The organism is Tunturiibacter gelidiferens (assembly GCF_051013345.1).
Taxonomy (GTDB): Bacteria; Acidobacteriota; Terriglobia; order Terriglobales; family Acidobacteriaceae; genus Edaphobacter; species Edaphobacter gelidiferens_A.
Genome location: NZ_CP132939.1, coordinates 3,345,680 through 3,366,335 on the forward strand (window position 1 = coordinate 3,345,680; position 20,656 = coordinate 3,366,335).

24 protein-coding genes and 2 pseudogenes are annotated in these 20,656 nt (G+C 54.7%); 9 read left to right on the forward strand and 17 right to left on the reverse strand.

From position 1 onward, the window contains the following. Positions 1-375 precede the first annotated feature (375 nt). Together RBB80_RS16650 and RBB80_RS16655 are read left to right on the forward strand one after the other, a co-directional pair. On the forward strand, positions 376-801 hold the full coding sequence (locus RBB80_RS16650) for a hypothetical protein (protein WP_433963624.1): 426 nt from the start codon (positions 376-378) through the stop codon (positions 799-801). Between the two features lie 468 nt (positions 802-1,269). Beyond that, complete coding sequence (locus tag RBB80_RS16655) at positions 1,270-1,827, forward strand: DUF2252 family protein (protein WP_433963625.1); 558 nt, start codon at positions 1,270-1,272, stop codon at positions 1,825-1,827. A 769-nt stretch (positions 1,828-2,596) separates the two neighbouring features. Here RBB80_RS16655 and RBB80_RS16660 read toward each other — a convergent pair. The 5 genes from RBB80_RS16660 to RBB80_RS16680 are packed head-to-tail and all read right to left on the reverse strand — an operon-like array spanning position 2,597 to position 5,935. Next, on the reverse strand, positions 2,597-3,235 hold the full coding sequence (locus RBB80_RS16660) for an FMN-dependent NADH-azoreductase (RefSeq protein ID WP_433963626.1): 639 nt from the start codon (positions 3,233-3,235) through the stop codon (positions 2,597-2,599). Positions 3,236-3,275: 40 nt separating this feature from the next. Continuing rightward, complete coding sequence (locus RBB80_RS16665) at positions 3,276-3,719, reverse strand: alpha/beta hydrolase (protein ID WP_433963627.1); 444 nt, start codon at positions 3,717-3,719, stop codon at positions 3,276-3,278. A 35-nt stretch (positions 3,720-3,754) separates the two neighbouring features. Next, positions 3,755-4,849 carry a DUF1275 family protein gene (locus tag RBB80_RS16670; protein WP_433963628.1) on the reverse strand — a complete coding sequence of 365 codons (1,095 nt, stop codon included), beginning with the start codon at positions 4,847-4,849 and terminating at the stop codon, positions 3,755-3,757. 58 nt (positions 4,850-4,907) lie between these two features. After that, the gene (locus tag RBB80_RS16675; protein ID WP_433963629.1) at positions 4,908-5,681 is read right to left on the reverse strand and encodes an MBL fold metallo-hydrolase; all 774 of its coding nucleotides are present in this window, start codon (positions 5,679-5,681) and stop codon (positions 4,908-4,910) included. Beyond that, positions 5,675-5,935: a hypothetical protein gene (locus RBB80_RS16680; RefSeq protein ID WP_433963630.1), complete on the reverse strand. Its 261-nt coding sequence runs from the start codon at positions 5,933-5,935 to the stop codon at positions 5,675-5,677. The genes RBB80_RS16675 and RBB80_RS16680 overlap by 7 nt, the downstream gene beginning before the upstream one ends. A gap of 131 nt (positions 5,936-6,066) precedes the next feature. Between RBB80_RS16680 and RBB80_RS16685 the strand changes: the two are divergent. Further along, positions 6,067-7,022 (forward strand): annotated as a pseudogene (locus RBB80_RS16685) (LysR family transcriptional regulator). Here the strand turns inward: RBB80_RS16685 and RBB80_RS16690 are convergent. Both RBB80_RS16690 and RBB80_RS16695 read right to left on the reverse strand, forming a co-directional pair. After that, positions 6,919-7,275, reverse strand: coding sequence for a hypothetical protein (locus RBB80_RS16690; RefSeq protein ID WP_433970071.1), 357 nt, complete (start codon positions 7,273-7,275; stop codon positions 6,919-6,921). The pseudogene RBB80_RS16685 and the gene RBB80_RS16690 sit on opposite strands and share 104 nt — an antisense overlap. 551 nt (positions 7,276-7,826) lie before the next feature. Next, positions 7,827-8,720, reverse strand: coding sequence for an NmrA family NAD(P)-binding protein (locus RBB80_RS16695; protein ID WP_433963631.1), 894 nt, complete (start codon positions 8,718-8,720; stop codon positions 7,827-7,829). A 157-nt stretch (positions 8,721-8,877) separates the two neighbouring features. Between RBB80_RS16695 and RBB80_RS16700 the strand changes: the two genes are divergently transcribed. The 4 genes and pseudogenes from RBB80_RS16700 to RBB80_RS16715 all read left to right on the forward strand — a co-directional run bounded on the left by RBB80_RS16700 (position 8,878) and on the right by RBB80_RS16715 (position 12,174). Further along, the gene (locus RBB80_RS16700) at positions 8,878-9,420 is read left to right on the forward strand and encodes a TetR/AcrR family transcriptional regulator (RefSeq protein WP_433963632.1); all 543 of its coding nucleotides are present in this window, start codon (positions 8,878-8,880) and stop codon (positions 9,418-9,420) included. 183 nt (positions 9,421-9,603) lie between these two features. Continuing rightward, the gene (locus RBB80_RS16705) at positions 9,604-10,632 is read left to right on the forward strand and encodes an IS110 family transposase (RefSeq protein ID WP_433969717.1); all 1,029 of its coding nucleotides are present in this window, start codon (positions 9,604-9,606) and stop codon (positions 10,630-10,632) included. 430 nt (positions 10,633-11,062) lie between these two features. Then, positions 11,063-11,260, forward strand: a pseudogene (locus RBB80_RS16710) (IS30 family transposase); the annotation flags it as partial. 215 nt (positions 11,261-11,475) lie between these two features. Beyond that, on the forward strand, positions 11,476-12,174 hold the full coding sequence (locus RBB80_RS16715; protein WP_433969718.1) for an IS30 family transposase: 699 nt from the start codon (positions 11,476-11,478) through the stop codon (positions 12,172-12,174). Between the two features lie 225 nt (positions 12,175-12,399). Here RBB80_RS16715 and RBB80_RS16720 read toward each other — a convergent pair whose 3' ends face one another. Next, positions 12,400-13,830, reverse strand: a complete 1,431-nt coding sequence (locus tag RBB80_RS16720) for a DUF2252 domain-containing protein (RefSeq protein WP_433963633.1) — start codon at positions 13,828-13,830, stop codon at positions 12,400-12,402. Between the two features lie 171 nt (positions 13,831-14,001). Further along, positions 14,002-14,328: a hypothetical protein gene (locus RBB80_RS16725; RefSeq protein WP_433963634.1), complete on the reverse strand. Its 327-nt coding sequence runs from the start codon at positions 14,326-14,328 to the stop codon at positions 14,002-14,004. Between the two features lie 386 nt (positions 14,329-14,714). Here RBB80_RS16725 and RBB80_RS16730 point away from each other — a divergent pair, with 386 nt between their 5' ends. Next, positions 14,715-14,960 (forward strand): DUF2961 domain-containing protein, encoded by a 246-nt coding sequence (locus RBB80_RS16730; RefSeq protein WP_433963635.1) that lies wholly within the window; start codon positions 14,715-14,717, stop codon positions 14,958-14,960. 72 nt (positions 14,961-15,032) lie between these two features. Here RBB80_RS16730 and RBB80_RS16735 read toward each other — a convergent pair whose 3' ends face one another. The 4 genes from RBB80_RS16735 to RBB80_RS16750 all read right to left on the reverse strand — a co-directional run bounded on the left by RBB80_RS16735 (position 15,033) and on the right by RBB80_RS16750 (position 17,659). Next, on the reverse strand, positions 15,033-15,674 hold the full coding sequence (locus RBB80_RS16735) for a choice-of-anchor R domain-containing protein (protein ID WP_433963636.1): 642 nt from the start codon (positions 15,672-15,674) through the stop codon (positions 15,033-15,035). A gap of 654 nt (positions 15,675-16,328) precedes the next feature. Continuing rightward, positions 16,329-16,742 carry a tyrosine-type recombinase/integrase gene (locus RBB80_RS16740; protein ID WP_433963637.1) on the reverse strand — a complete coding sequence of 138 codons (414 nt, stop codon included), beginning with the start codon at positions 16,740-16,742 and terminating at the stop codon, positions 16,329-16,331. 100 nt (positions 16,743-16,842) lie between these two features. Continuing rightward, entirely contained in the window at positions 16,843-17,301 is a 459-nt protein-coding gene (locus tag RBB80_RS16745; RefSeq protein WP_433963638.1) for a tyrosine-type recombinase/integrase, read from the reverse strand. Positions 17,302-17,305: 4 nt separating this feature from the next. Beyond that, positions 17,306-17,659 carry an Arm DNA-binding domain-containing protein gene (locus RBB80_RS16750; RefSeq protein WP_433963639.1) on the reverse strand — a complete coding sequence of 118 codons (354 nt, stop codon included), beginning with the start codon at positions 17,657-17,659 and terminating at the stop codon, positions 17,306-17,308. Positions 17,660-17,900: 241 nt separating this feature from the next. Here RBB80_RS16750 and RBB80_RS16755 point away from each other — a divergent pair, with 241 nt between their 5' ends. Beyond that, positions 17,901-19,034, forward strand: coding sequence for a tyrosine-type recombinase/integrase (locus RBB80_RS16755; RefSeq protein WP_433963640.1), 1,134 nt, complete (start codon positions 17,901-17,903; stop codon positions 19,032-19,034). A 54-nt stretch (positions 19,035-19,088) separates the two neighbouring features. Here the strand turns inward: RBB80_RS16755 and RBB80_RS16760 are convergent, their stop codons facing one another. The 4 genes from RBB80_RS16760 to RBB80_RS16775 all read right to left on the reverse strand — a co-directional run bounded on the left by RBB80_RS16760 (position 19,089) and on the right by RBB80_RS16775 (position 20,577). Beyond that, a complete protein-coding gene (locus RBB80_RS16760; RefSeq protein ID WP_433963641.1) occupies positions 19,089-19,385 on the reverse strand; it encodes a helix-turn-helix domain-containing protein in 297 nt (98 codons plus the stop codon). Next, positions 19,288-19,593 carry a hypothetical protein gene (locus RBB80_RS16765; RefSeq protein ID WP_433970072.1) on the reverse strand — a complete coding sequence of 102 codons (306 nt, stop codon included), beginning with the start codon at positions 19,591-19,593 and terminating at the stop codon, positions 19,288-19,290. The genes RBB80_RS16760 and RBB80_RS16765 overlap by 98 nt, the downstream gene beginning before the upstream one ends. A gap of 158 nt (positions 19,594-19,751) precedes the next feature. Beyond that, the gene (locus RBB80_RS16770; RefSeq protein WP_433963642.1) at positions 19,752-20,315 is read right to left on the reverse strand and encodes a sigma factor; all 564 of its coding nucleotides are present in this window, start codon (positions 20,313-20,315) and stop codon (positions 19,752-19,754) included. After that, positions 20,308-20,577 (reverse strand): hypothetical protein, encoded by a 270-nt coding sequence (locus RBB80_RS16775; protein ID WP_433963643.1) that lies wholly within the window; start codon positions 20,575-20,577, stop codon positions 20,308-20,310. The genes RBB80_RS16770 and RBB80_RS16775 overlap by 8 nt, the downstream gene beginning before the upstream one ends. Between the last annotated feature and the right edge of the window lie 79 nt (positions 20,578-20,656).

Consider the following 20,656-nt stretch of genomic DNA (forward strand, 5'->3'; position numbering starts at 1 on the left):
ATAGCCGAAAATTTCTCGATCACCGATGGCGGCCGCTGCATTGGCTCCTGGTTCTGTTAGGTCATGCCGGAGACGAACGCAGGCTAGTCCTCCGGAGAGCCTTAGCCGCCGTCCTAATTGCGTGGCTTCCTCTGCTTCTCCTGTCACTCGTGCAGGGGCTGGCATGGGAGCGACAGATCAAAATTCCGTTCCTTCGGGACCTCGCTTTGTCGCACTATTCCTGTCCATCTCCTTCGTCAAAACCGAATTGCTGATGACTGGTACTTCCAATTGGCATAGCCTAGGATCTGGCGCAATGAGTCCGGCCGGTCGGTGGTTCACTCTCGTTAGTACCCCCAATCTTCCGGTTTTTTCCTGTTGCGGTGGTGCTGGAGGATGTTCCTCTGGACTTCGTTCCTCTGGAGCGTCTCTAGAATCAACCTGTTTCTCGTTGCCACACATGCTGACTTGGCGGCCGGCCTTGGCTTCCTATCGGAGGGTCAAAAGGCATTCAGCCCAATCGTTTTCGCTGGAGGGGCCGTCATTGCTGCTGAGGTAGGAAATGCCATTGCCTATCAGGGAGCTTCACTCTCCTCCCTAAAATTTCCCATGATCGCCTATGGGGTCCTCGCGATCATCTTCCTTGTAGCTCCTCTTCTAGTTGTCACGCCTGTCCTGCTCAAGATCAAAAGGAAAGGCCTCCTCGAATACGGTGCTCAAGTGACAATCCATAACCAGTCATTCGACCGGAAAGTGGATTCAGGAAAAACAACATGCAGGCGAGACGCTCTTGGGAAACCCCGATGCGTCGTCGTTGGCTGATCTCGGAAGCAGTTTCACAGTTGTAAGACAAATGCGACTTGTGCCCATCGACAAGCCAACTCTTATAGCTTTGGCAATATCAGCCGCACTGCCCATGCTTCCTGTTGTTCTTTATGCGACACCCGCTACGGAGCTGATCCGCATGCTAAAGATGCTCGGTTACTACTAGTTATTGAAACCTGAAATCAATGGAAAAGGAAGGGGCTCGAATGAGCTTTGGTCGCCTCTTGAAGCAGGCCGTCCCGCTGTTACCGTTGCACGCTACTGTGAACGGTCGTCGCAGACTCAGAAGCATTCGACAATGTAACTATTTCAAATGGTGCATTAGGTAAGGAGAATCAGAATGGAATCTGCTGTCGCTTCATCCAAGATTGAAAGGCGCAAGCAAGGAAAAGCGCTTCGCGAAAAGTTCTCACGCACTTCGCAGGCGGAATGGAACCTCGTTCGAAGTCGCAAGATATTGTCAAGGTGCTCGAGGAATCGGACGCCGATCGAATTCCGGGTTTGATCCCGGTTAAATATCAGAGGATGGCCGTATCGCCTTTCACGTTCTTCCGCGGTGCGGCCATCGTCCAGGCGCCAGACCTCGCGAAGGCACCCGTGTCGGGGATCATGGTTCAGGCATGCGGCGATTGTCACTTGGCGACGACAAGGCGTTTCCCACAGAGTCCGTTTCCTGGCATAGCCTCGATAAAAGCAAAGGCAACTGAGACGATCTTCACCCCCAAGGCTGGTTACCGCGTTGTGGATAGCCCAAAGTTGCAAGCTGACGCTCTGATCGGTCTACGGTACTGGCATATAGGCGAAAATTTGAGCTTCCAGCCGTCTGGTCTTTTATCCAACTACTCACAAGCAGCCAACTTTGTGGACGTGATTGCGGGGGCAAAGATCAGCATGGGGCTTTCGCCCAAGGCTTCGGTGACAGTCCTGGGCGATGCCGGCGCCGGTCAGGCAAATGTCGACTACCAGGTGGCGGCCTTTCTGGGCTACAGGGTCAAACCCACTGTAATGCTGGGGGCAGGCTAGCGGTATCTTGATGTCAACTACCGGCCCAGTTCAAGCTTCGTCTACGACGCGGCCCAAAGCGGTCTCTTGCTCGGCGTCACGATCAATCTCAAATGACCGCAAATCGCGAACCGCTTCCTAGCTGAAGATCAGCTAGATCATTGACGATCAGAGGCCTATCCGTAGGTCGCGAAAAGCGGGGTTTTGAGAAACCGAATCCGTCCCGCCTGAACCACAAGTAGGCGATAGGGTCATTCCTGAACGATCAGATTCAGAATGGAAGATCACGACCGTTCGTTCTGAAGGCAGGTATGTTGGTTTGGAATTGCCAGGAACCTATTTGGTTACATGTGGACGTTGCCACTCTGAAATTCACCGACAGAGTGCCTGCTAAGAAACCGGAACCTGTCCATGATCCCTCTGCCATCACAGATCGAATTGCAACGATCCAACGTGAGAGTCCTCAGCGCCTTGGTGTTGACATTGCGAGCCTCATAAAATTGTCAGATGAAACGCTATTTCGTACTGGAGAGCCGATTTCAAGCTGAATTTACAACGATATTCTGTAATGGGCTCAGAGCTGCTCGATACCAGATGGAATTCTTCAGCGATACGGGATACTGGCTTCAAGGTAGGCAACTGTACGAGAAACCGGTTTTACGTCCGAGTGAATAACTTCCGAGTTGCCTGTCATCATCCCGCAACTGCACGAGACGATCTTCCCATATCTGCTGCAAGCCCTCCTCCGATCCTTAAATCAGGGTCAACGCACGTTGCTGCAGCTCTGTTATTAACAGAGAAACCACTCAACCAGTTGTTCCAGAGTCGCTTTGCCTTTCGCCAGGCTCACTTCTGATTCCTGACGATCTCGATTCCACGCGTTGTCAACAACCACGCTCCGAAGATCTTGAACACCTACAAGCTGCAACCAAAAGTCCAAATAGGTTGCTTGGTGATCGAATCGCGAGGGCGGTATAGGAGTACCCTCCAGGAAACGTGAACCGCGCGTATAGACGACGATTGCCCTTTCCACGTTCAAGAGAGGGCCGTACTGTTTACCGTCGTAGGCAAACAGATAGTTTCGCTGCGCCACGAGATCAATCAGGTGTTTGAGCTTGTAAGGCAGGCCAAAGTTCCACATTGGAGTTCCTAAGACGATTCGATCGGCGTTCTGAAAGCGGTGGATCAACGATTGAATACGCTCCCATATGTTGGACTCCGCCTCAGTCATCGTTTCGTGCTTCACTGCTTTGTACTTCGCTCCAATTGCCTCGTAGTCGAACTCCGGTAGCGATTCATGCCAAACGTTCAACGTATCCACAACAATCGAGTTGTTGTCGGACTTGCACGCCTCGATGAATGATTGGGTGAGGTTGATCGAGTCGGAAGACTCGCCTCTTGGTGACGACTGAATTTCGAGAATTCTCACTTGGTCCCTCCTGGGTATGGGACTCCTTACGGAGTCCAGGCTACTTCGAGACTGCACGTGCTGCACTCTCAATTACATCTGCGACTTCCCTGGGATGCGAGACGTAGACTGAGTGGCTGGCGCCTGCGACTTCGACGGTGTGGCTATCAGCTCGTTTGGCGTACCACCGTTCAAGGTCAGGGTTGATGGTTCGATCGCTTCCCGCCACCAGCATCCAACTCGGTTTGGTTCTCCAGGCAGCCGTGGTGATCGTCGCTGAGAAATTGTCCGCAAGGTTGAGCACCTGCGAGTGCGCCATGAATGCGGCTTTGTCGGCGGGAAGGTCAGCTGCGAACAATTCATGAAACTGTGCCGGGTCAATATATGTGAAACCGTCGGGCGTTTTCTTTATGGCGCCTGATTTGGCGAGGTCGCTCGGAAAGCGCTTTCCGTCCTCTGACTCTTTCTCGCCTGAGTCCGGCATGTGGGCCGCGATATAGACCAAGCCAACGACCGATGGTTCGTTTCCTGCTTCCGTAATTACGGCTCCCCGTAGCTATGGGCGACAAGGATGCTCGGTCCGTCTTGCAGTGCGAGGACACGCTTCACGGCAGTTACATCGTCCTGGAAGGACGTCTCTGGCTCCTGGACGATACTGACGTCGAAGCCATCTTTGACAAGAATGTCGTAGACGCCCTTCCAGCCGGAACCATCTGCCCAGGCGCCGTGAACCAGAACGATATTCCGAACACGATTCTCTTTGTTCTGCGCTGTCAGCAGGCCGCACGTAAACAGCAGGAAAACGATGCAGAGGGACTGAGAGATTCCTCGCACTGCTCGCATAGGCTTCATCGAATGACTCATTTGTTGCTCCTTAGGAAACACAGTTAGATCTCGATCTTTTTCAACAAGTCCAATTCTTTTTATCCCGACATCGAGCCTGGCCTCATGCTCAGTTTCGTTGCGGAGAAGCTGGACGGTCGCGCAGAACGCCGTCAGCAAGGCGGCCCCTCCCAGAACAAGCGCTAACGAATGGCGCAGCATTGCTCCTGTGGCTGCTCCCATAAAGATCATCACGATCGACCCTACTTTTCTCGGCCAACGCAGGTTGTCTCCTCCTGCAATGAAGGACTCGAATGCCAGCCCAACAACAGTGAGAGTGAGGACTGTAGTGGTGAGATCCGGCACCGCAAGCCTGCGCACAGTGCCGTTGCGGATGCCCATACCGAATGCTGCCAGAACAATAAGGCTATTCACTGTGGAGACCTGGATTGTCTGACCTCGAGTGAACCAGGCGAGGCAGAAGGCAAACGTCAGAAAGATTGCTTCGATCGCAAAGGATGCAGACAGCCAGACATTCCGACGTTTCCAGACCAGCCTCTTATCGATACGTCCCGCGACGGCTGCGCCTGCCAGAGCTGAGAGAAGCGCGAGGACTGATCGGGTTATCGAATGTCCAGGTACGCCAGCCAAAGCGAACGCCGTAAAGGCGATATTGCCCGTCATATTGGCGGTAAAAACATGACCTAAAGCAAGGAAGCTTGCGGCATCCACAAGACCCGTTGAAAAGGTCAGCACAAGCAGCGACCCAGTGAGAAGGAGATCATCGAAATGTGTCTGCTCTTTGACTGCCATCGCTGCTCCTATTCCTTATCCCTGCCAAATGCCTGCGCTGCCTCGGAGGCCTGGATACTCAGAGGGTCAGATAGACGACTTGGACCCACTGCTCGCTGTTGATGATGCCATTGCCCCATATGGGGTCGAGATCGGCGAAGGGCTTTTCCGCGACGACCTCCTGGGCGGACTTTCCCGCGGACTTCAATCTCTCAACGCGATCGCACGAAGTGACCAGCATGTCGCGAAATTCCATGAGATCCGCTTTATTGCCGAGCGGGCCGTGCCCCGCAACAATTTTGGTGTCGTTGCCGGCCAGCGACAGAATTTTGTTGGCGGCGGCGATCATGCCGGTGATTTTTCCGCCCGTACTGGGGTCGATGTAGGGATACATCCAGTTGAAAAACAGGTCGCCCATCTGAATCACGTTGGCATTTTCAAAATGAACGTGGATGTCCGTGTCCGTGTGCGCGGGAGCAACATGTTGGAGCACGAGGCTCTCGCCATTGGCTTGCAACTTGCAGGTATCGAAGAAGGTCTGCTGCGGCAAGGCCTCCACGGGCGAAGGGTCGAAATGCAAGCCGGCGAGCGCGCCGTCTGTTCCTCGATATAAGACCGGCAGATCGTGCGGCTCTGACATGCGCTTTTTTGTGTTTTCGTGCGCAAGGACCGTGGCTCCAGCGGCGTGAAGACGCGTGTTGTTGTCGGTGTGGTCGAAGTGCCAGTGGGTGTCAATGACGCATTTCACAGGCGCATTGCCCAGGCCATCGAGAGCCTCTTTGAGCCTCGGCCATGCAGGTGCAACGAAAGTGTCCACGACGAATTTTCCGTCGGGGCCGTTGAGGACTAACACACTTCCCCGGGGCCGGAGAGCATCGTGACATTGTCAGCAAGTTTTTGCGATTGGAGGGGTGCGGCGTTGAACTTGGCGCGCATACTCGCGAGCAGGTCGGCCGGTGAAGGCGTTTGTTGCCCGTAGCCCGCCGCAGAGGCGCGGAGCAACGTCGCGGGAAAGAGGTGCGTCAGAAGGGCGCTGCCGGCCAGCGTGACTGAACCTCGCAACATTTCACGGCGTGAGGTTTGCTTCTGTAGGAAATTGAATTTCATCTTCGTTAGTCCTCGCTCTATTGCGGTATCGCGGCCATTTCTCTGGCACACCCGTTAGAGACTTTGAGCCTCTGATAAGTGACATTGTTTGTTTTATTGCCTGTGATGAGTTCCGCAAATAACATAGTGAGATGGAACTTCGTCAAATTCGGTCGTTTCTCTCGATAACAGAGACTCTGCACTTCGGGCGTACTGCGGAGTTGATTCACATCAGCCAGCCAGCTTTAAGCCTTCAGATACGAGCTCTTGAGGAGGAGGTCGGCGTTCGGCTCTTCGAGCGGAACCGACGCAAAACAACGCTCACCGCGGCCGGCTTCGCTTTTCGCGATGATGCCGCTGCGGCGCTGTCGCAATTGGAGCAAGGGGTTCGCAGGGCCAGGCTGGCTGCCAATGGGAAACTGGGACGATTGCGGATTGGCTTCATCTCAACTGCGGGAAGGGAGATTGTGCCCGATATCGTTCGCCGGTTTAGAGAGTTGAATCCCGAAGTAGAGTTGAGTTTGCGCAACATTGTCACGGCGGAGCAGGTACGGATGCTCGAGACCGGGGCCCTCGACATTGGATTTCTTCGAGTGCCAATTGGTGAGCACTCGGCCCTCGATGTTGTCATAGTGCATCGCGAACCCTTCGTACTCGTCGTCCCCTCGTCCGATAAACTGGCAAAAAGAAAAGGGTGCGCCTGCGCGAATTGGCCGGTCAGGACTTCGTGGGGTATGAACGTGCCTATGCCCCTGGATTCCACGATTTAATCTTCGGGATGCTTCGCGATGCCGGGATTGCACCCAATGTCTCCCAGACCGCAGCAGAGATCCCAACGCTGATTTCACTCGTCGCTTCAGGCATGGGTGTCTCCATTCTGCCCGCATCGGCCGTCAAACATAGTGTCGCTTCGGTGGTCGCTTGTGAGATTTTGGACCGCATACCGATGTGTGAAATTGGTATCGCTGTCAGTAAACGATTTCAAGCGGCAGTCGTAGACAACTTCAGATCTTTCGCTCTAACAAAGCTACAGGCTTTCCCGCGTGCGAATCGAACTGCAAAGTCTGTGAGTAATCGAATCCCTTGCGCCACATCCAGCAGAGGCTGACGGCCAGTTTGCGTGCCATCGCAATCCACAGCTCGAACTTCAACTCAGCCAGCAATTGCTCAAACCAGCGTGCATGTCCGGTGGCCTCTATCCCGACACGCACCTTGACCTGTCTTCGCTGTAGATCGCGACATAAACGCTCTGCCTCTCCATCGCTGTGGCTCAGTCGCCGTTCGCCTGTCTCGCCCGTCTCAGTATCTAAAAACGCTACCTGCTGAACGCTTGGATGATAATCCACTCCTACAATGATCATGTTCGGCTCCTTCTCCCGAACCTTCGGTCGTCGATGCCCAGAGTCTAATCGCGCCTCGGCAGAGCAAACACTGTTATGAAATCAAGTGAATAACTTCCGAGTTGCCCGTCACTCTCCACCAACGAACACAACCGGCGCGAGAGCACCAGTGAGCCAAAGAAGACGAAAATGTGTTCGATCCCACATTCTACGGATGGGCACCAGCGACCACGTCCAGCCTCACCACTGCTATTTTGGAATCTTGGCTCTTGAATCACTTATTACGGGAGACGCACTCGTTTCACCAGCTCGGTGAGACGAAGATCGGTGCGCAAGGAATCGAGCAGGAAGTCGTCTTGAGGCTCAGTAGACCCAAATCACGCTCCTGGTAGGCAACATCGAGCCACTTGAAGGCGCATTCTGTTTTCCCAAACTGGCACAAAGGGCAGCGATCTCGCCTGAGAGAGCATCCCTTGTGCTGCACGCAATGCTGATATCGGTCGCGTGCCATTTCCTACTCAGTTGCGGGCCTTCTGCAGATCTGCAACTGAGATGGAAATAGTTCAACAGCTTTAGCTACCCGCAATCTCCAATAACTCATTGGCGTGTACTTTTGCCCATTCCCTGAGCAACAATGGTTCGCGACCTGGAATTTTATTTGTATCGTCTCTTACGGTTCCAACGTAAGCCATTCTTCCGTCCTCGACGTAGCGGAAGAATTCGAATCCTCCCTTTGAATACGCTGGTTCGAACATTGAACCCGGCTGGGTCGTTTCGTTTAGGAAAGTTTCGGCATCGAGGACTGCTGCTGTGAACTTACGGCCGGTAGCCGCGGTTAGATTTTCAGCTACTTGCTGCGGAGTAAGTGCATCCGCTGAAAAGAAATAGTCCTTTCCACTGTGTTTTCCCGGCCCTTCCATGAGAATTACGGCTGCAGCTTCTGCTAGATCTTCCAAAGCAGTGAACCCAAGGGCTTTGGAAGTGTACGGCCTGTACTGACCACCTCTGATCGAGGTATAGGTTAGTAAATTCTGCATAAACATATTGGGATGTAAATTCGTCCATGCAACGCCGCTGGTGCGAAGATATGCTTCAATCATCTGATGCCAAGCGAAAACCGTAGCGTAGGAGTCCTGGTCTGTCGTGAATGCGCCGAGGTGCACGATATGATTGACACCATTACGTTTTGCCGCATCGATAAGTGATTTGCTTTGCACAAGAATGTCAACCGTATAACCGGTTATCAGAAAAATGCCTGTGACGTTTTTCAATGCCTCATCGAAGGTTCTTGGATCATCAAGATCGATAAAGCGCGATGCTCCGAATTGATCTGCAAGCTCTTCCAGATTCGCTTCCCTTCGCGACCCTACCGAAAAGTTTGCTTTTCCCCTTTTTAGGTTTTTTGCAACAAGTTTTCCTACTTGTCCTGTTGCACCCAACACGAGCAGGTTGCTTGAACTGTTCATTTGAATCTCCTTTCGCTTTTTCTCTTGAGTAGTTGTCCGAACAAGTTCGGTTATGACACCAGCGCCATCCATATGTGCGAATGCGGCACGAAGGGTAATTTCGCCTAGTTTTGTTACAATGTTACAGATTATGTATCGTTTGTAACGATTCAAAAATATGCAGAAAATATTTTTTGACCGAGATGCAGCACGGCGGCGTGTCATCCTCGATGCTGCCCGCGACTGCATCCTTAAATTTGGCTATGCGAAGAGTTCGCTCGAAGATATCGCCAAACAGGCAGCCGTATCGCGACCGCTGATCTACCGGAAATTCAAGAGCAAGGAAGAGATTTTTGGCGCCGTTCTGGAGGACCTTTTCGAAACACAGTATCGGGTCGCGGAACACGCTCTCGCAAAGCCGGGAAGCAGACGGGAAAAGCTTATGTCGGTCTATGAAGCTCTGCTGCTTGCCCCGTGGAGGGAGCTAATCGTGAATGCTCCGATGGGCACGGAATTCTATGAGGCATGCAGACGAGTCACACCGGACATTGACGAAAGGCGCAGAAAGATTCAACTTAAGTACACGCAGGCTGTCCTTGGTACTAAAGAGGTCTCGGAGGTCTTCATGCTGGCTGTAGACGGGCTCACTCACGATCTACCAGCGACAAAAGTTCTCCGCAGGAGACTTAAAGTGCTGATTGATCGATTCGTTCGCGACTAAAGCCACGGTGGATCCAGGTCGGGTGGCTACCCTTCGCATTCTGACCTGTTGGTCGGTTAACCGGAACTTACCCACTTGTTTGTATGGATAAGTCGTTGGGCTGAGGAGCACTTGGTGTACAAGGGCTGAACTCAGCAGAAGCGGCTGATTCAGAGACATCCAAGGAGGCTCCTCGTGAGCAGTATGAACTTCATCGGGTTGGACATCCACAAGAAGACGATCAGTGATTGCGTGAAGGACCTCAGTGGCAAGGTGCTGTCGGAGGGCAAGATTCCGGCGGCGCGGCAGGACCTGCGGGAGTGGGTTGGGACGCTGGCGAAGCCCTGGACGGTGGCGATGGAAGCAACCATGTTTACGGGCTGGATCTACGACTACCTTCGACCGCACGCGGCAGCGGTGAAGGTGGCTCATCCGCTGATGCTGCGTGCCATCGCCGTGGCGAAGAAGAAGAACGATCGCATCGATGCAGGCAGGATCGCGGACTGCCTGCGCTGTGACTTCCTGCCGGAGTGCTACATGGCACCGATGGAGATCCGGCAGCGCCGGCGCACCCTGCGCTACCGGAAGCTGCTGGTCCGGCAGAACGTCCAGTTGAAGAACAAGATCGCGCAGCTGCTGATGGAGTCCGGCGTCAGCTACAACAAGGAGAAGCTGCATCAGCAAGGATATTTCCACCACGTTCTACCCGCGAACCCGGAGGTCGACCCCTCGCTGTGGCCTCTGCTGAAGCTCACGTGCGAGATGATCGAGCGCACCCAGAAGACGGAACGAGCTCTGCTGCGTTCGCTCGAAGCCGACCCACTGCTGGCAACGCGAGTCGAGCGGCTGATGACGATCCCTGCCATCGGCCACGTCACGGCGCTGACCTGGGTGCTCGAAGTCGGCGAGGTCGAGCGGTTCCACTCCGTCAAGCAGGTCATCAGCTACTGCGGCCTGTGCAGCGGAGAGAAAACCTCGGCCGACAGCTCCAGGCGCATGCCCATCTCCAAACAGCGCAATCGACACTTGCAGACGGTGCTGTTGGAGGCCGCGCATCTGGCTCCGAGACTCAACCCGGAGCTGGCCGTTCTCTACGAGCGCGAAGCCGCGCAGAGCAACCGCAACCAAGCTACCATCGCCGTCGCCCGCAAGCTGGCAGCATACCTTCTGGCCATCGATCGTGGAGAACGTGCCTTCGTAACTCACCAGGTTCACAGCAGAGTTGCAGCATAACTACGGCTGCCATATTCAGGGCTTTTCAAGCGCACTCTGCCAGGTCTCACAACTTTTCGGCTGAGCGACGGAGCATCCGCTCCCAAGGCTCCAACTCACTTGTTTCGAGACTGGCAGAGAACCTCAACTCAAACATCTGTGACGGCTCCGGCCGGAGACAGCAAATGGATGTCTGGTTCTGCGTGCCACCGCAGGAACCAAAAACAAAAGCGCTATGAAAGGAACTGCAAAAACATACATCCTCCCGCGCCCTCCGAGCGTGGCACCAAGATTCTCGCTTTTCCCTTGACTTTACTTATCATGGATGTCCGAAAAGGCGGGCGGTCTCAACCGGTCGGTGCAACACCATTTGATATGAATTCATTTTCTAAAGGTGGTGTTTATGGCACAAGGAAAACGGAACAGGCTTTCCACTGAGCAGCGGATCGACATGTGGCGCCGTTGGAAGTCGGGCGAGTCATTGCATGACATTGGGCGCGCCTTCGGTAAGGGGCATGGTTCTATTCGGTTCCTGTTGACGCAGCGCGGAGGTATAGTTCCTGCTGCTCGTCGGCGTTCACCGCGAACGCTGACGCTGGCCGAGCGGGAAGACATCTCACGAGGGATTGCTTCCGGTTCGTCGATTCGGGAGATAGCCAACGGGTTGCAACGGGCTGTGTCGACAGTGAGCCGGGAGGTGTCGCGTCACGGTGGCCGGCCACTCTATCGAGCCAGCGAAGCCGACCGTCAGGCCTGGGAGTCGGCTCTGCGACCCAAGGTGTGCCTTCTTGCCATCGAAGAGAAGTTGCGGACGATCGTGGCCAGTAAACTGATCCTGGACTGGTCGGCGGAACAGATTTCGAAATGGCTGAAGGTCCACTATCCCAGCAACGAGAGCATGCGTGTGTCCCACGAAACCATCTACCGCAGCTTATTCATCCAGGCCCGCGGAGTGCTGAAAAAGAGCTGGTTGAGCACCTCAGGTCCAAGCGGCTTATACGTCGCTCACGGCACTCGCGCGCTGCGGGACAGTCTCGAGGTCAGATCGTCGATGCCATCTCTATTAGCGAAAGACCTGCCGAGGTTGAAGACCGCGCTATTCCCGGTCATTGGGAGGGCGATCTGCTCGCAGGCAGCAAAAACAGTCATATCGCAACCCTGGTGGAACGACATTCGTGTTTCACCATGCTGGTCAAAGTGCCCAGCAAAGACACAACGACGGTCGTCGCCGCGCTGAGCAAGCACGTGCTCAAACTGCCCTCCACCCTGCGGCGCTCCTTGACCTGGGACCGGGGGCACGAGATGGCCAAACACAAGAGCTTCACGGTAGACACGAATGTAAAGGTCTACTTCTGTGATCCGCAGAGCCCCTGGCAGCGCGGCACCAATGAAAATACCAACGGACTATTAAGACAGTACTTCCCCAAGAAGACCGACTTGTCCGTCCACTCTCAAGCCGATCTCAACAAGGTAGCCCTGCGCCTCAATCAACGCCCGCGAAAGACCTTGGGCTTTGAAACTCCGGCGAGTAAACTGCAAGCCAGTGTTGCATCGACCGGTTGAGCCCGCCGGGGTTTGCGGCAACTTCGACCATCAGGGCGCCGGACTTTGCAGGGACTTCACTATTGCTTCCGGATTGACCGTTACTTGGGTACAATCCCGCGAAGCGCCGCTAATCGGCTGCTAAGGAGGTAATCTACGCACTTCAGAGACCGTTTTAAGCAGGCGACATCGAACTAGCGACCAGCTAGACAGGTTTTTCCGTGTCGACCTACGCCTACGCGGCTATCACCGTTCCATCACCACTTCCAATTTTCCCTTTTGCGCCGCCTTCTTGAGGAGTTCGTAGTCGCGCTCGGTTTGATCGGCATAGGCGATTGAAAAAGCGGCGATAGCTTTGTCAAACGTGTCGCTCTTGCCAAGGTACCCGCCAATCACCGCCGGTTCTCCGCTACGGGCGTGGGCGCGCGCCAGCGTCCAGCCACACCATTCGCCGAACTGGATCATGTCGGTCGAGTTGAACTGTTCCACCATCGGCTTCAACTTCATGTCGTTTAGCTGCCGGACATAGAAATGCCGCCCTAACTTGCCTGCGGTCCAGCCGAGAAAGATGTCGCTGGCCGATTGCATCAACCGGTGTCCGTTCACGCATCGTTCCCCGTGGTTGGCGAAGACGCTCTTTCCCGCGTAGGCCTCCAGCACCGAGGCCCGCGCCTCCTTCACCTGGAGGAACAGCGGGTCCTTGTCGCCGGCCATCAAGAGGACCACGGCGCAGAAGGTACCCACGCTGCCGACACCAACTACCTTGATGGCCATGTCCTTGAACTCAAAGCGGTCGAGCAGCACACGCGCATTCGGCCGCAGGCTCTCCCGGTACTGGGCAATGGCCTCCCGGACTCTGTCATGGAACTCGTCGCGACCGGATTCGCCGCGCCAGTGATAGATCGTCGGCGGGTTATCCCGGATCATTGGCGATCCGCCTACCTCGTGCGCGAGCTTGGGAAAATCATGCTCGAGAGCGCTCTGTTCTCGCGCCTTTGCCACTCGCTTCTTCACGCGCCGGCGGCCTTCTTCATCCTGGATCGTCGACAGAAGGGCTTCGACGTCGAGGCTCGCGTACCACACGTCCAGCACCGGCATCTTGCCGTACGCGATCATGTGCTCGCGATATGACCGTGCACAAGCGCGGGCTGCATCTGCGCCACTCACGTCGCCGAGGCCGTTGTCCCGGCACGTCAGTACGAAGCTCGCCGCCAGCCGCTTCACGTCCCACTCCCATGGTGCGGGGAGCGTCTCATCCAGGTCGTGGATGTCGAATTGCACCCGCCGTTCCGGAGTAGCGAAGCCACGGAAGTTCACGAGGTGAGCGTCGCCGCAGGCCTGTACACGGACTCCCGTGGTGGGCGTGGACGCCAGGTCCGCTGCCATGTTCAGCGCCGCCGCGCGATAGAAGATGAACGGCGATTGCAGCATTCTCCCGTGCCGGATCGGCACCAGCTCAGGGATGCGTCCCTGGTCGGACTGTTCGATCAACCTTAGTGGATCCGGCCGGTCGCGCGACGGCTTCCATTCGGCGTGCGAGTTGCGCGAACACTTGTCCCGCAACGCTTCGCCCATCGCCGCGAGCTCGGCCCGCGAGCTGCTTGCCAATTGGGACGGGGTCTTGAGGTTGACGGGTTGCCGGGACTCTGGATTCGCGTGCGTGGCTGCGTGTTTCATTGTGACGCCCCTTGCCGCCATCTCCAGCACCTATATCTTCACTCAGAACCATGTTCCCTACGTCACCGTCCGGGCGAAGCCCAGTCTACCGCTTTTCGGACGCTTCGGCAGCTGTTTCAGACAAAGCAGGCCAATTCAGCTACGACTTCTGAACGGCTTATGGTCGGGTTGCTAAGGCGTGCTCTTTGGGAAGGATTCGCCCGTTAGGGCGACGGGAAATTCTTCCTTCCGTTTCACGGTACGACCTTCGGCATAGATTTCCTGCTCGAAAATCAACATCGTTTCATCCTCGGTTAGCTGTAAACGCTCGACAATATCCATTTCCCGGCCTGCATGAATCATCAGTCGATGGGTAACGTGTGTAATGCCCTCAAACCAGGAATCGGTATACCCGCCCTGGTTTCGCAGACCTGGCCCGCAGCCGATGCCGCCTCCTCCGTCGAACCCGCGTATCGTCTCAGGTTTACATCCAGCCTGCAACTGCGGGAGGCGTTCCAAAAGCTCTTGGGGAACTGCTGAGCCGCGACTATCTCGCAGCAGGCAACTATTCGAATATCTGAGGTTGGAACTGAGCCCAGCATTTCCAGACGACAGTCTCGTGACACTTGAACTGATCCGCGGGCCGCGACGCGATACCCATTGTGTGCCTCATCGCCTCGAGTTCAGAGAGGAGACGGCTCTTTTAGCTATCGCTTGATATTCATATGCGAAGACATAAACTACCGACATCGTATGGGTCTCGGCGCGATTGCGAGTAAAGCTTGAGCGTGAACGAGTCTGCTGCTCAGAGAGCGACGCCCTTGCCTACCCTCCCCTGATCAGCGGGGATTGTCTAGGCGGTTCGATGAGTCGGCGAGGACCTAGAACATTGAGAGCGGTCGAGTATGTATCGGTTTCACTTTGATTCGCCGGTTCTGTTTGCGAAGTCGATAAGGGCGAGTATCGAGCATGGGCATGCGAATCATCGGTCGGATAACTACTACTCGGTGGCGTACTGGTATCAGGGGGAGCCGCATGAGGCGTTTCCGGCGCTGCCGGATGTGGATCAACGGATTCCTACGCTGCAGTTTGTGGGAGGGCTGGGGAATGCGAAGGGGCCGTATGACCCGGCGAGTCTGTATCCGCGGTAGGGGCGTGGTGATTTTGAGGCGGGGATCTGGCGGCGGTCTGATCGCCCGCGTCGTTGCGAGGTTGCGCTTGGGCTAGACGAATCTCTTGTAGCCGACGGCCAGGAGGGCGATGAGCCCGGAGGCAAGGAGGAGAGCGCTCGGCGGCTCGGGTGCGATTGCGACACCGTGCAGTTCATAGGCGGAGATGGGACCAGTGTTCGGAGTCCACGGGCCGGTGGCGCTGCCGTTTTCGTTGAAGAAGGCCGTGTCGATTTGGCTGTTGCTGAATCCCCAGGAGGCCACGTTGAGGGGATTGGTCTGCTGGGCGACGAGGAAGTAGAGGGTTCCGGCGTTGAGAACACCGCAGGTCGAGCAGGTAAAGTCCACCAGAGAAGGGATTGGTGAGAGGTCCATGGTCTGGGTCAGTGTGTCGAGAATCGCGTCGGGCATGCCGCCGGAGCTCGTTTGAATTTCGACATTGAGCGGACTGGGGCCTGATATGCGTTGCAGCGCGAGGGTGGCGTCGGTGAAGGTGGCAGTTTGAGTGGGGATGAAGGGAAAGGCAAAGACCTGGCCTGGGCCTTCGCTGCAACAGTCTCCGATGACCCAGCCGCCGTTTGGGTTGAAGGACTGGCCGGGTCCAAGGTTCGTGAAGATCGTATCAGCCTTCGATGGGGAGGCAGACGCAAGGCAGATGACAACTAATCCAAGCATTGCAACACTTTGGGTCCGCATAAGGTCACTACTCCTGGGTTACCGGTGCTAAATGAAGCTTGATGAGACTTTAGCACCAGAGTGGACGGAGAACATTAGTGAATTTGAGAGACCAAAATGGGGTATTTGACCCGTCTATGTCAGTCCTATCCCTATCCAAAAGCAAGTGAGATTTCTTCCTAAGTTACTGAAAATATTTACTTTAGCTGAATCATTGAAGCAATCCCTGTCGAAATTATTTAGTAAGGGTTTTTATGACCGATATGGCTTTGACTTTCACCCTGTTAGGAACCGATGCTGAGGAGCCGCCCGCCCGACTGAGTATCGAAGTTCCGTCGCGCCAACTCTTGCCGATTTCGCGAGCTGCGAGGTCGAAAACGCTTTCTGATCAAAGGATCCCCAGATTGCATCAATAACGTTCGACAAAATGCGGCGGGAACTTCGGATAGCGTCCGGAGTAATAACAGCGTCAATCAACGTCGACTGTAGCGGATGCTGTAGCGGGGGCCTGTTCAGATGGAGTTGTACCGCGTAGGAGGAGATCTGCTCAAACAACTGAAAATACTAGGTCTAACAACTATGTCTAAACGCACACAAGTCTCGAGTCTATTCTTTGGGACCAGAGGGTCAGGTTTCGAATTTTCCCCCGACCGCGCTGCGATTTGGTCCTCGGGACTATGCCACCACTTCGCGGAATGCCAAAACCTTGGCGCCTCGTTGAGTCTGTTCCAAGAAATCCGCCCAATCCTGCATCATCTTTGTTCGCGACTTCAGATGCAGGGCATGGTTGTAGGACGCGCTTACTGCATTCCTTGGGGAGTGCGCGAGCTGGAGCTCTATGTGCTCATGTGCATACTCCTGCTCATGCAGAATCGTAGAGGCTACCCCTCGAAAACCGTGCCCAGTCATTTTGCCTTTGTATCCCATCCGCTCAAGCCCCTTGAGGATTGTGTTGTTGCTCATCGGTTTGGCCGGATTCCGATCACCGGGAAACAGCCAGTCGCTGTGCCCAGACAGTCCACTCAGGACAACTAAGATTTCTAACGATTGCTTAGCCAGAGGAACAATATGAGGGGTACGCATCTTCATGCGCTCGGCAGGAATATCCCAACGAGCTCCTCCAGATCAAATTCGGACCACTTCGCCTCGATCAATTCACTCGTTCGAACGAAGGTTAGTGCTAAGAGTTTCATGGCGAGTCGAGTAACATGCGTTCCTTGATAGACCTCAATTTCTTAAGCAAGTCCGGAAGTTCCTTGGCATCTACCCGAGCATAGTTCGTCTTGCGGGTGGCCTTCAAAATGTCACTCGGTCGAAACTCAATAGCGGGATTACGAGTGGCATACCCATGGGCGATCGCATACCGAAAAACCTGTGCGGCGACTTGTAGAGCTCGTTTGGCAATATCGCCAGCTCCGCGTTGCTCAATCGCCTTGGTCATCGCGACCAACTCAGATGCGTCTATCTCGGCGATAGGGCGTTGTCCCAGGCGAGGGAGAATGTCGGCCGCAATCCGCCGTCGCACCGAATCTACATGGCGAGAACTCTTCCCCTGCTGCCAATGCTCCAACCACCGCTGTGTAAGACTGGCGAAGGAGTTCTCGCCGGCAGCTTGATCCGCGATTTTCTTGGCCTTTCGTTCTGCCATGGGATCAAACTCCCACAGCCAATAATTTCCGGGCTTCCACGTGGCGCTCCCGGGCCAGCGCAAGCGATACCTCAGGGTATCTTCCAAAGGTCATCAGCTTTTCTTTTCCCTCATGCCTATAGGCCCAGCGCCACAACTTCCCACCCGAAGGCGTGATCCACAGATAGAGGTTTCTGCCATCGCTCAGCTTGTAGGCCTTCTCTCTCTTTTCGCCCTTTTGATCTCCGTATCGGTCAGCGCCATTGTGCCCTCGAGCCCGCTTTTTGGATGTACCCGCATGACGCAAGTGAGGTACCCGCGGATCTACCCTCACTGAAGGCTGGCTTTCACTGTACCTCACTGGAAGCCGAAAGAACATAACCCCAGCATTGGCGGGGGTTATTGCGGTTCATCTGGATGTCTCTGGAACTAGTAGATGGCGGAGAGGGAGGGATTCTACCCATACCATGTAATTTTCCAGTAAATTCACTGTGTTTGGCTCCTTGGTACGGTTATGGTACTGTTTTTGAGGAGGAGACGCAAGACCGATGGCAAATCGAACTGTCGCTCTGTATCGCAAGTGTAAGACTGAGAATGGATGGCAACGCTACCCGGTTGTGATGTCGGCCAATGGGAAAGTTAAGCCCAATGCGGTTGTCGTTAAGGGATTCGAACGCTCGTTTCCTGTGGGGCACTATGAGCTTCGTTCATACTCAGGATCGAAGACTGTCTGGACTAAGGTCAAAGGTAATGCGACCGACGCGCTGGCTGCCCTCAACCAAAAGAAACGCAGAGTTGATGCTCTAGTCGAGGCCAAGGCTGTAGACCTGGAAGTCGTGACGGACGTAAAACGAGTCACAATCAGAGATGCCAGGTCGGGATACAAGGAGGCGGCCATAGCGCGTGGGGCGCTCGAGTCCGCCCAGGTCGTCGACAACGCGGTCGCAGAGTTCCAATTGACATGCAACAAGGTTTACGTCGACCAGATCACGCGCGAGGACATGACTAAGTTCCAGGCAGCTATGCGCAAGCGTGGTCTCGCTGATCGGACCCTCTACAACCGACACGGTAACTTCAGGTCATTCATGCTTTTCGCTGGCATGGATGCTGATGTGGTGTGCGGGCCAGCGCCTCGATACGAAGAGCAAAGCGTAGAGATCTTCGAGGACAGCGATCTCAAGCCGCTCTTTGCATCGCTCACCACGGAATACGACAGGCTATTGTTTGGTGTCTTCCTAGCGTGTGGTCTACGTGAACAGGAGGCTATGCATCTCGAATGGCGCTCGATCAACTGGACAGCGAAGACTCTTAGAGTTCAATCGAACCCCCGGTATGACTTCAAAGTGAAGGATGCCGAACAGAGAGACGTTCCAGTACCCGCCGATCTGCTAAACCGGCTAAAGGCGTATCGTGAGACGCATCCGACACCAAAGTTGATATTCGGTAAGCGTGGCGGACGTGATGATGCTCCTGATGGTCATCTACTACGGCGATTGAAGGGACTTGCTCGGAGCGCTGAACTCAGCTGTGGTGAATGTGAAGGGTGTGCTGGACGGAATAAGGAATGTGGGTTCTGGTATCTGCACCGATTCAGAGCAACCTTCATCACCCGGTTGCTACGCAGTGGCGTAGACATCCGAACCGTAATGAAGCTGTCGGGTCATTCGGACCTCGAATCGATCATGCGCTACTTGAGGCCATCTGAGGATTCATCGGTACAGCTCGCCGTGAACAATCTGCCTTCATACCTGTAGCGACCACGTACACAAACAAAGAAGCCTCCGGTTATTCGCCGGAGGCTTTAGTGTTTATGCCGATTGTTCTCTCAACCAGATAGCCGTCATGACAGGGTCGAACTTGACCGCCCCACCTATTCTCACGGCTGGCATTGCTCCTCGGCTGACTCTGGCATACAGTGTTTTCACCGACTCACCTAGTAGTTCGGCCAACTGCTGCGCGGTCATCAAGCAGCAATACTCCTCGATTCGATCAGCAATGGTCTTAGCCTTACTCATCGAGAAAGCCTTCCATGTCGTATGGTTCCAAGTGTCCATCGTTACCGAAGGCATACGCAAGATTAGCCGCGAAGACATAAAAACTGTCATCTTCAGGATTCATCTTGTTTTGCCATAGCCAGTACGCTATCGCTTCTGCCGACTCTGCATCCATCGCCCAATCAATTACAAGGGTCAGAGCTTCACGAAACGATATATGGTCACCCAACTTAGACAATGCATTGAGGAAACCCAACGACTTCCTAGATGAATAAAACATCGAACCATCTGGAGGTGTTACAAGCATTTCAGTATTCATTTATCAATCTCCACATACGTTACTCCTGATGCCTGAGCATCGGGCGTTGTTCATGTGACCCTCAGCAGCTTGATTCAGCCGATGAAGTCAGGTAGCAGGTGTTGTGGACCACCGACTGCCCGCTCAAGATTATCCTTGATGACGTCGATTATAAATCGTCAGGCAGCCCGTTGAGATTCACAATCCTCGAATCCTCTGAGCTGTCCAGGGTTAGTTCCTGTAGCCGATGCTGCAGCCTTCTTGATCTTCTCCAGCTGATAGCGGATGGCCTTACGCGAGAGACCAAGCAGTGATTCGCATTCTGTCATGGAGTAGCCGGCGATGAGCAAATCAAGCAGAGGCTTCTGATCGCCGAAGGCAATTCTCAATCGCTCGTAGGCTTGAGTTGAAAGGCCCTCATGATCGCCGGCATAGTCGATCTGGTCGATCTCAATACCGTCGGCGAAGATCTCTCTGCTTCGGTATATCCAGGCAAGATGGTCATTGAGAGTCGCATTCGATTTGAGCCTAACCCAGCCAGTCAAGCTAGACTTCGCCGGATCGAACTGCGCGAGATGCTTCCAGCAATACACTGCGGTTTCCTGGGCGATCTCATCTGCATGTCGAGGTGCACGACTCCAAACAATCGCCCGTGCGATCTTTATGATTTCCCGAAGGAGAGCATCGGGATTCTGACGTCCCGATTCTGTCCACTCTCGGTAGAGCGTATCTAATCTATGCATTGAACACCACCGTGTTGCGCGTCGTCATCTCTTCAAACTGCTCACGCGTGACAGTTCGGATCGGGAATGCGAATCGCCAGGCGTCACGAATCGCCAAACTCTCCGGCTCATCGATGAGGCAGCCATCCATCATCGATGGACCGGGCTTCAAGGACGGCGCCGGCTTCATGATTGCGCGGGCCTGGTGCATGGGGATGCGCTCTACGAGTTCTGGTTCGGGTTCGGTCTGATTAAACGAGGCGAGGGCGGTAGCAGGAGGCATTGGTCTCTTTCGTAGCTGGTGCTTGGCGGGAGCCGACATCGAGGGGATCGATGCCGGCTTGATTGGGGAAGGACGTGGT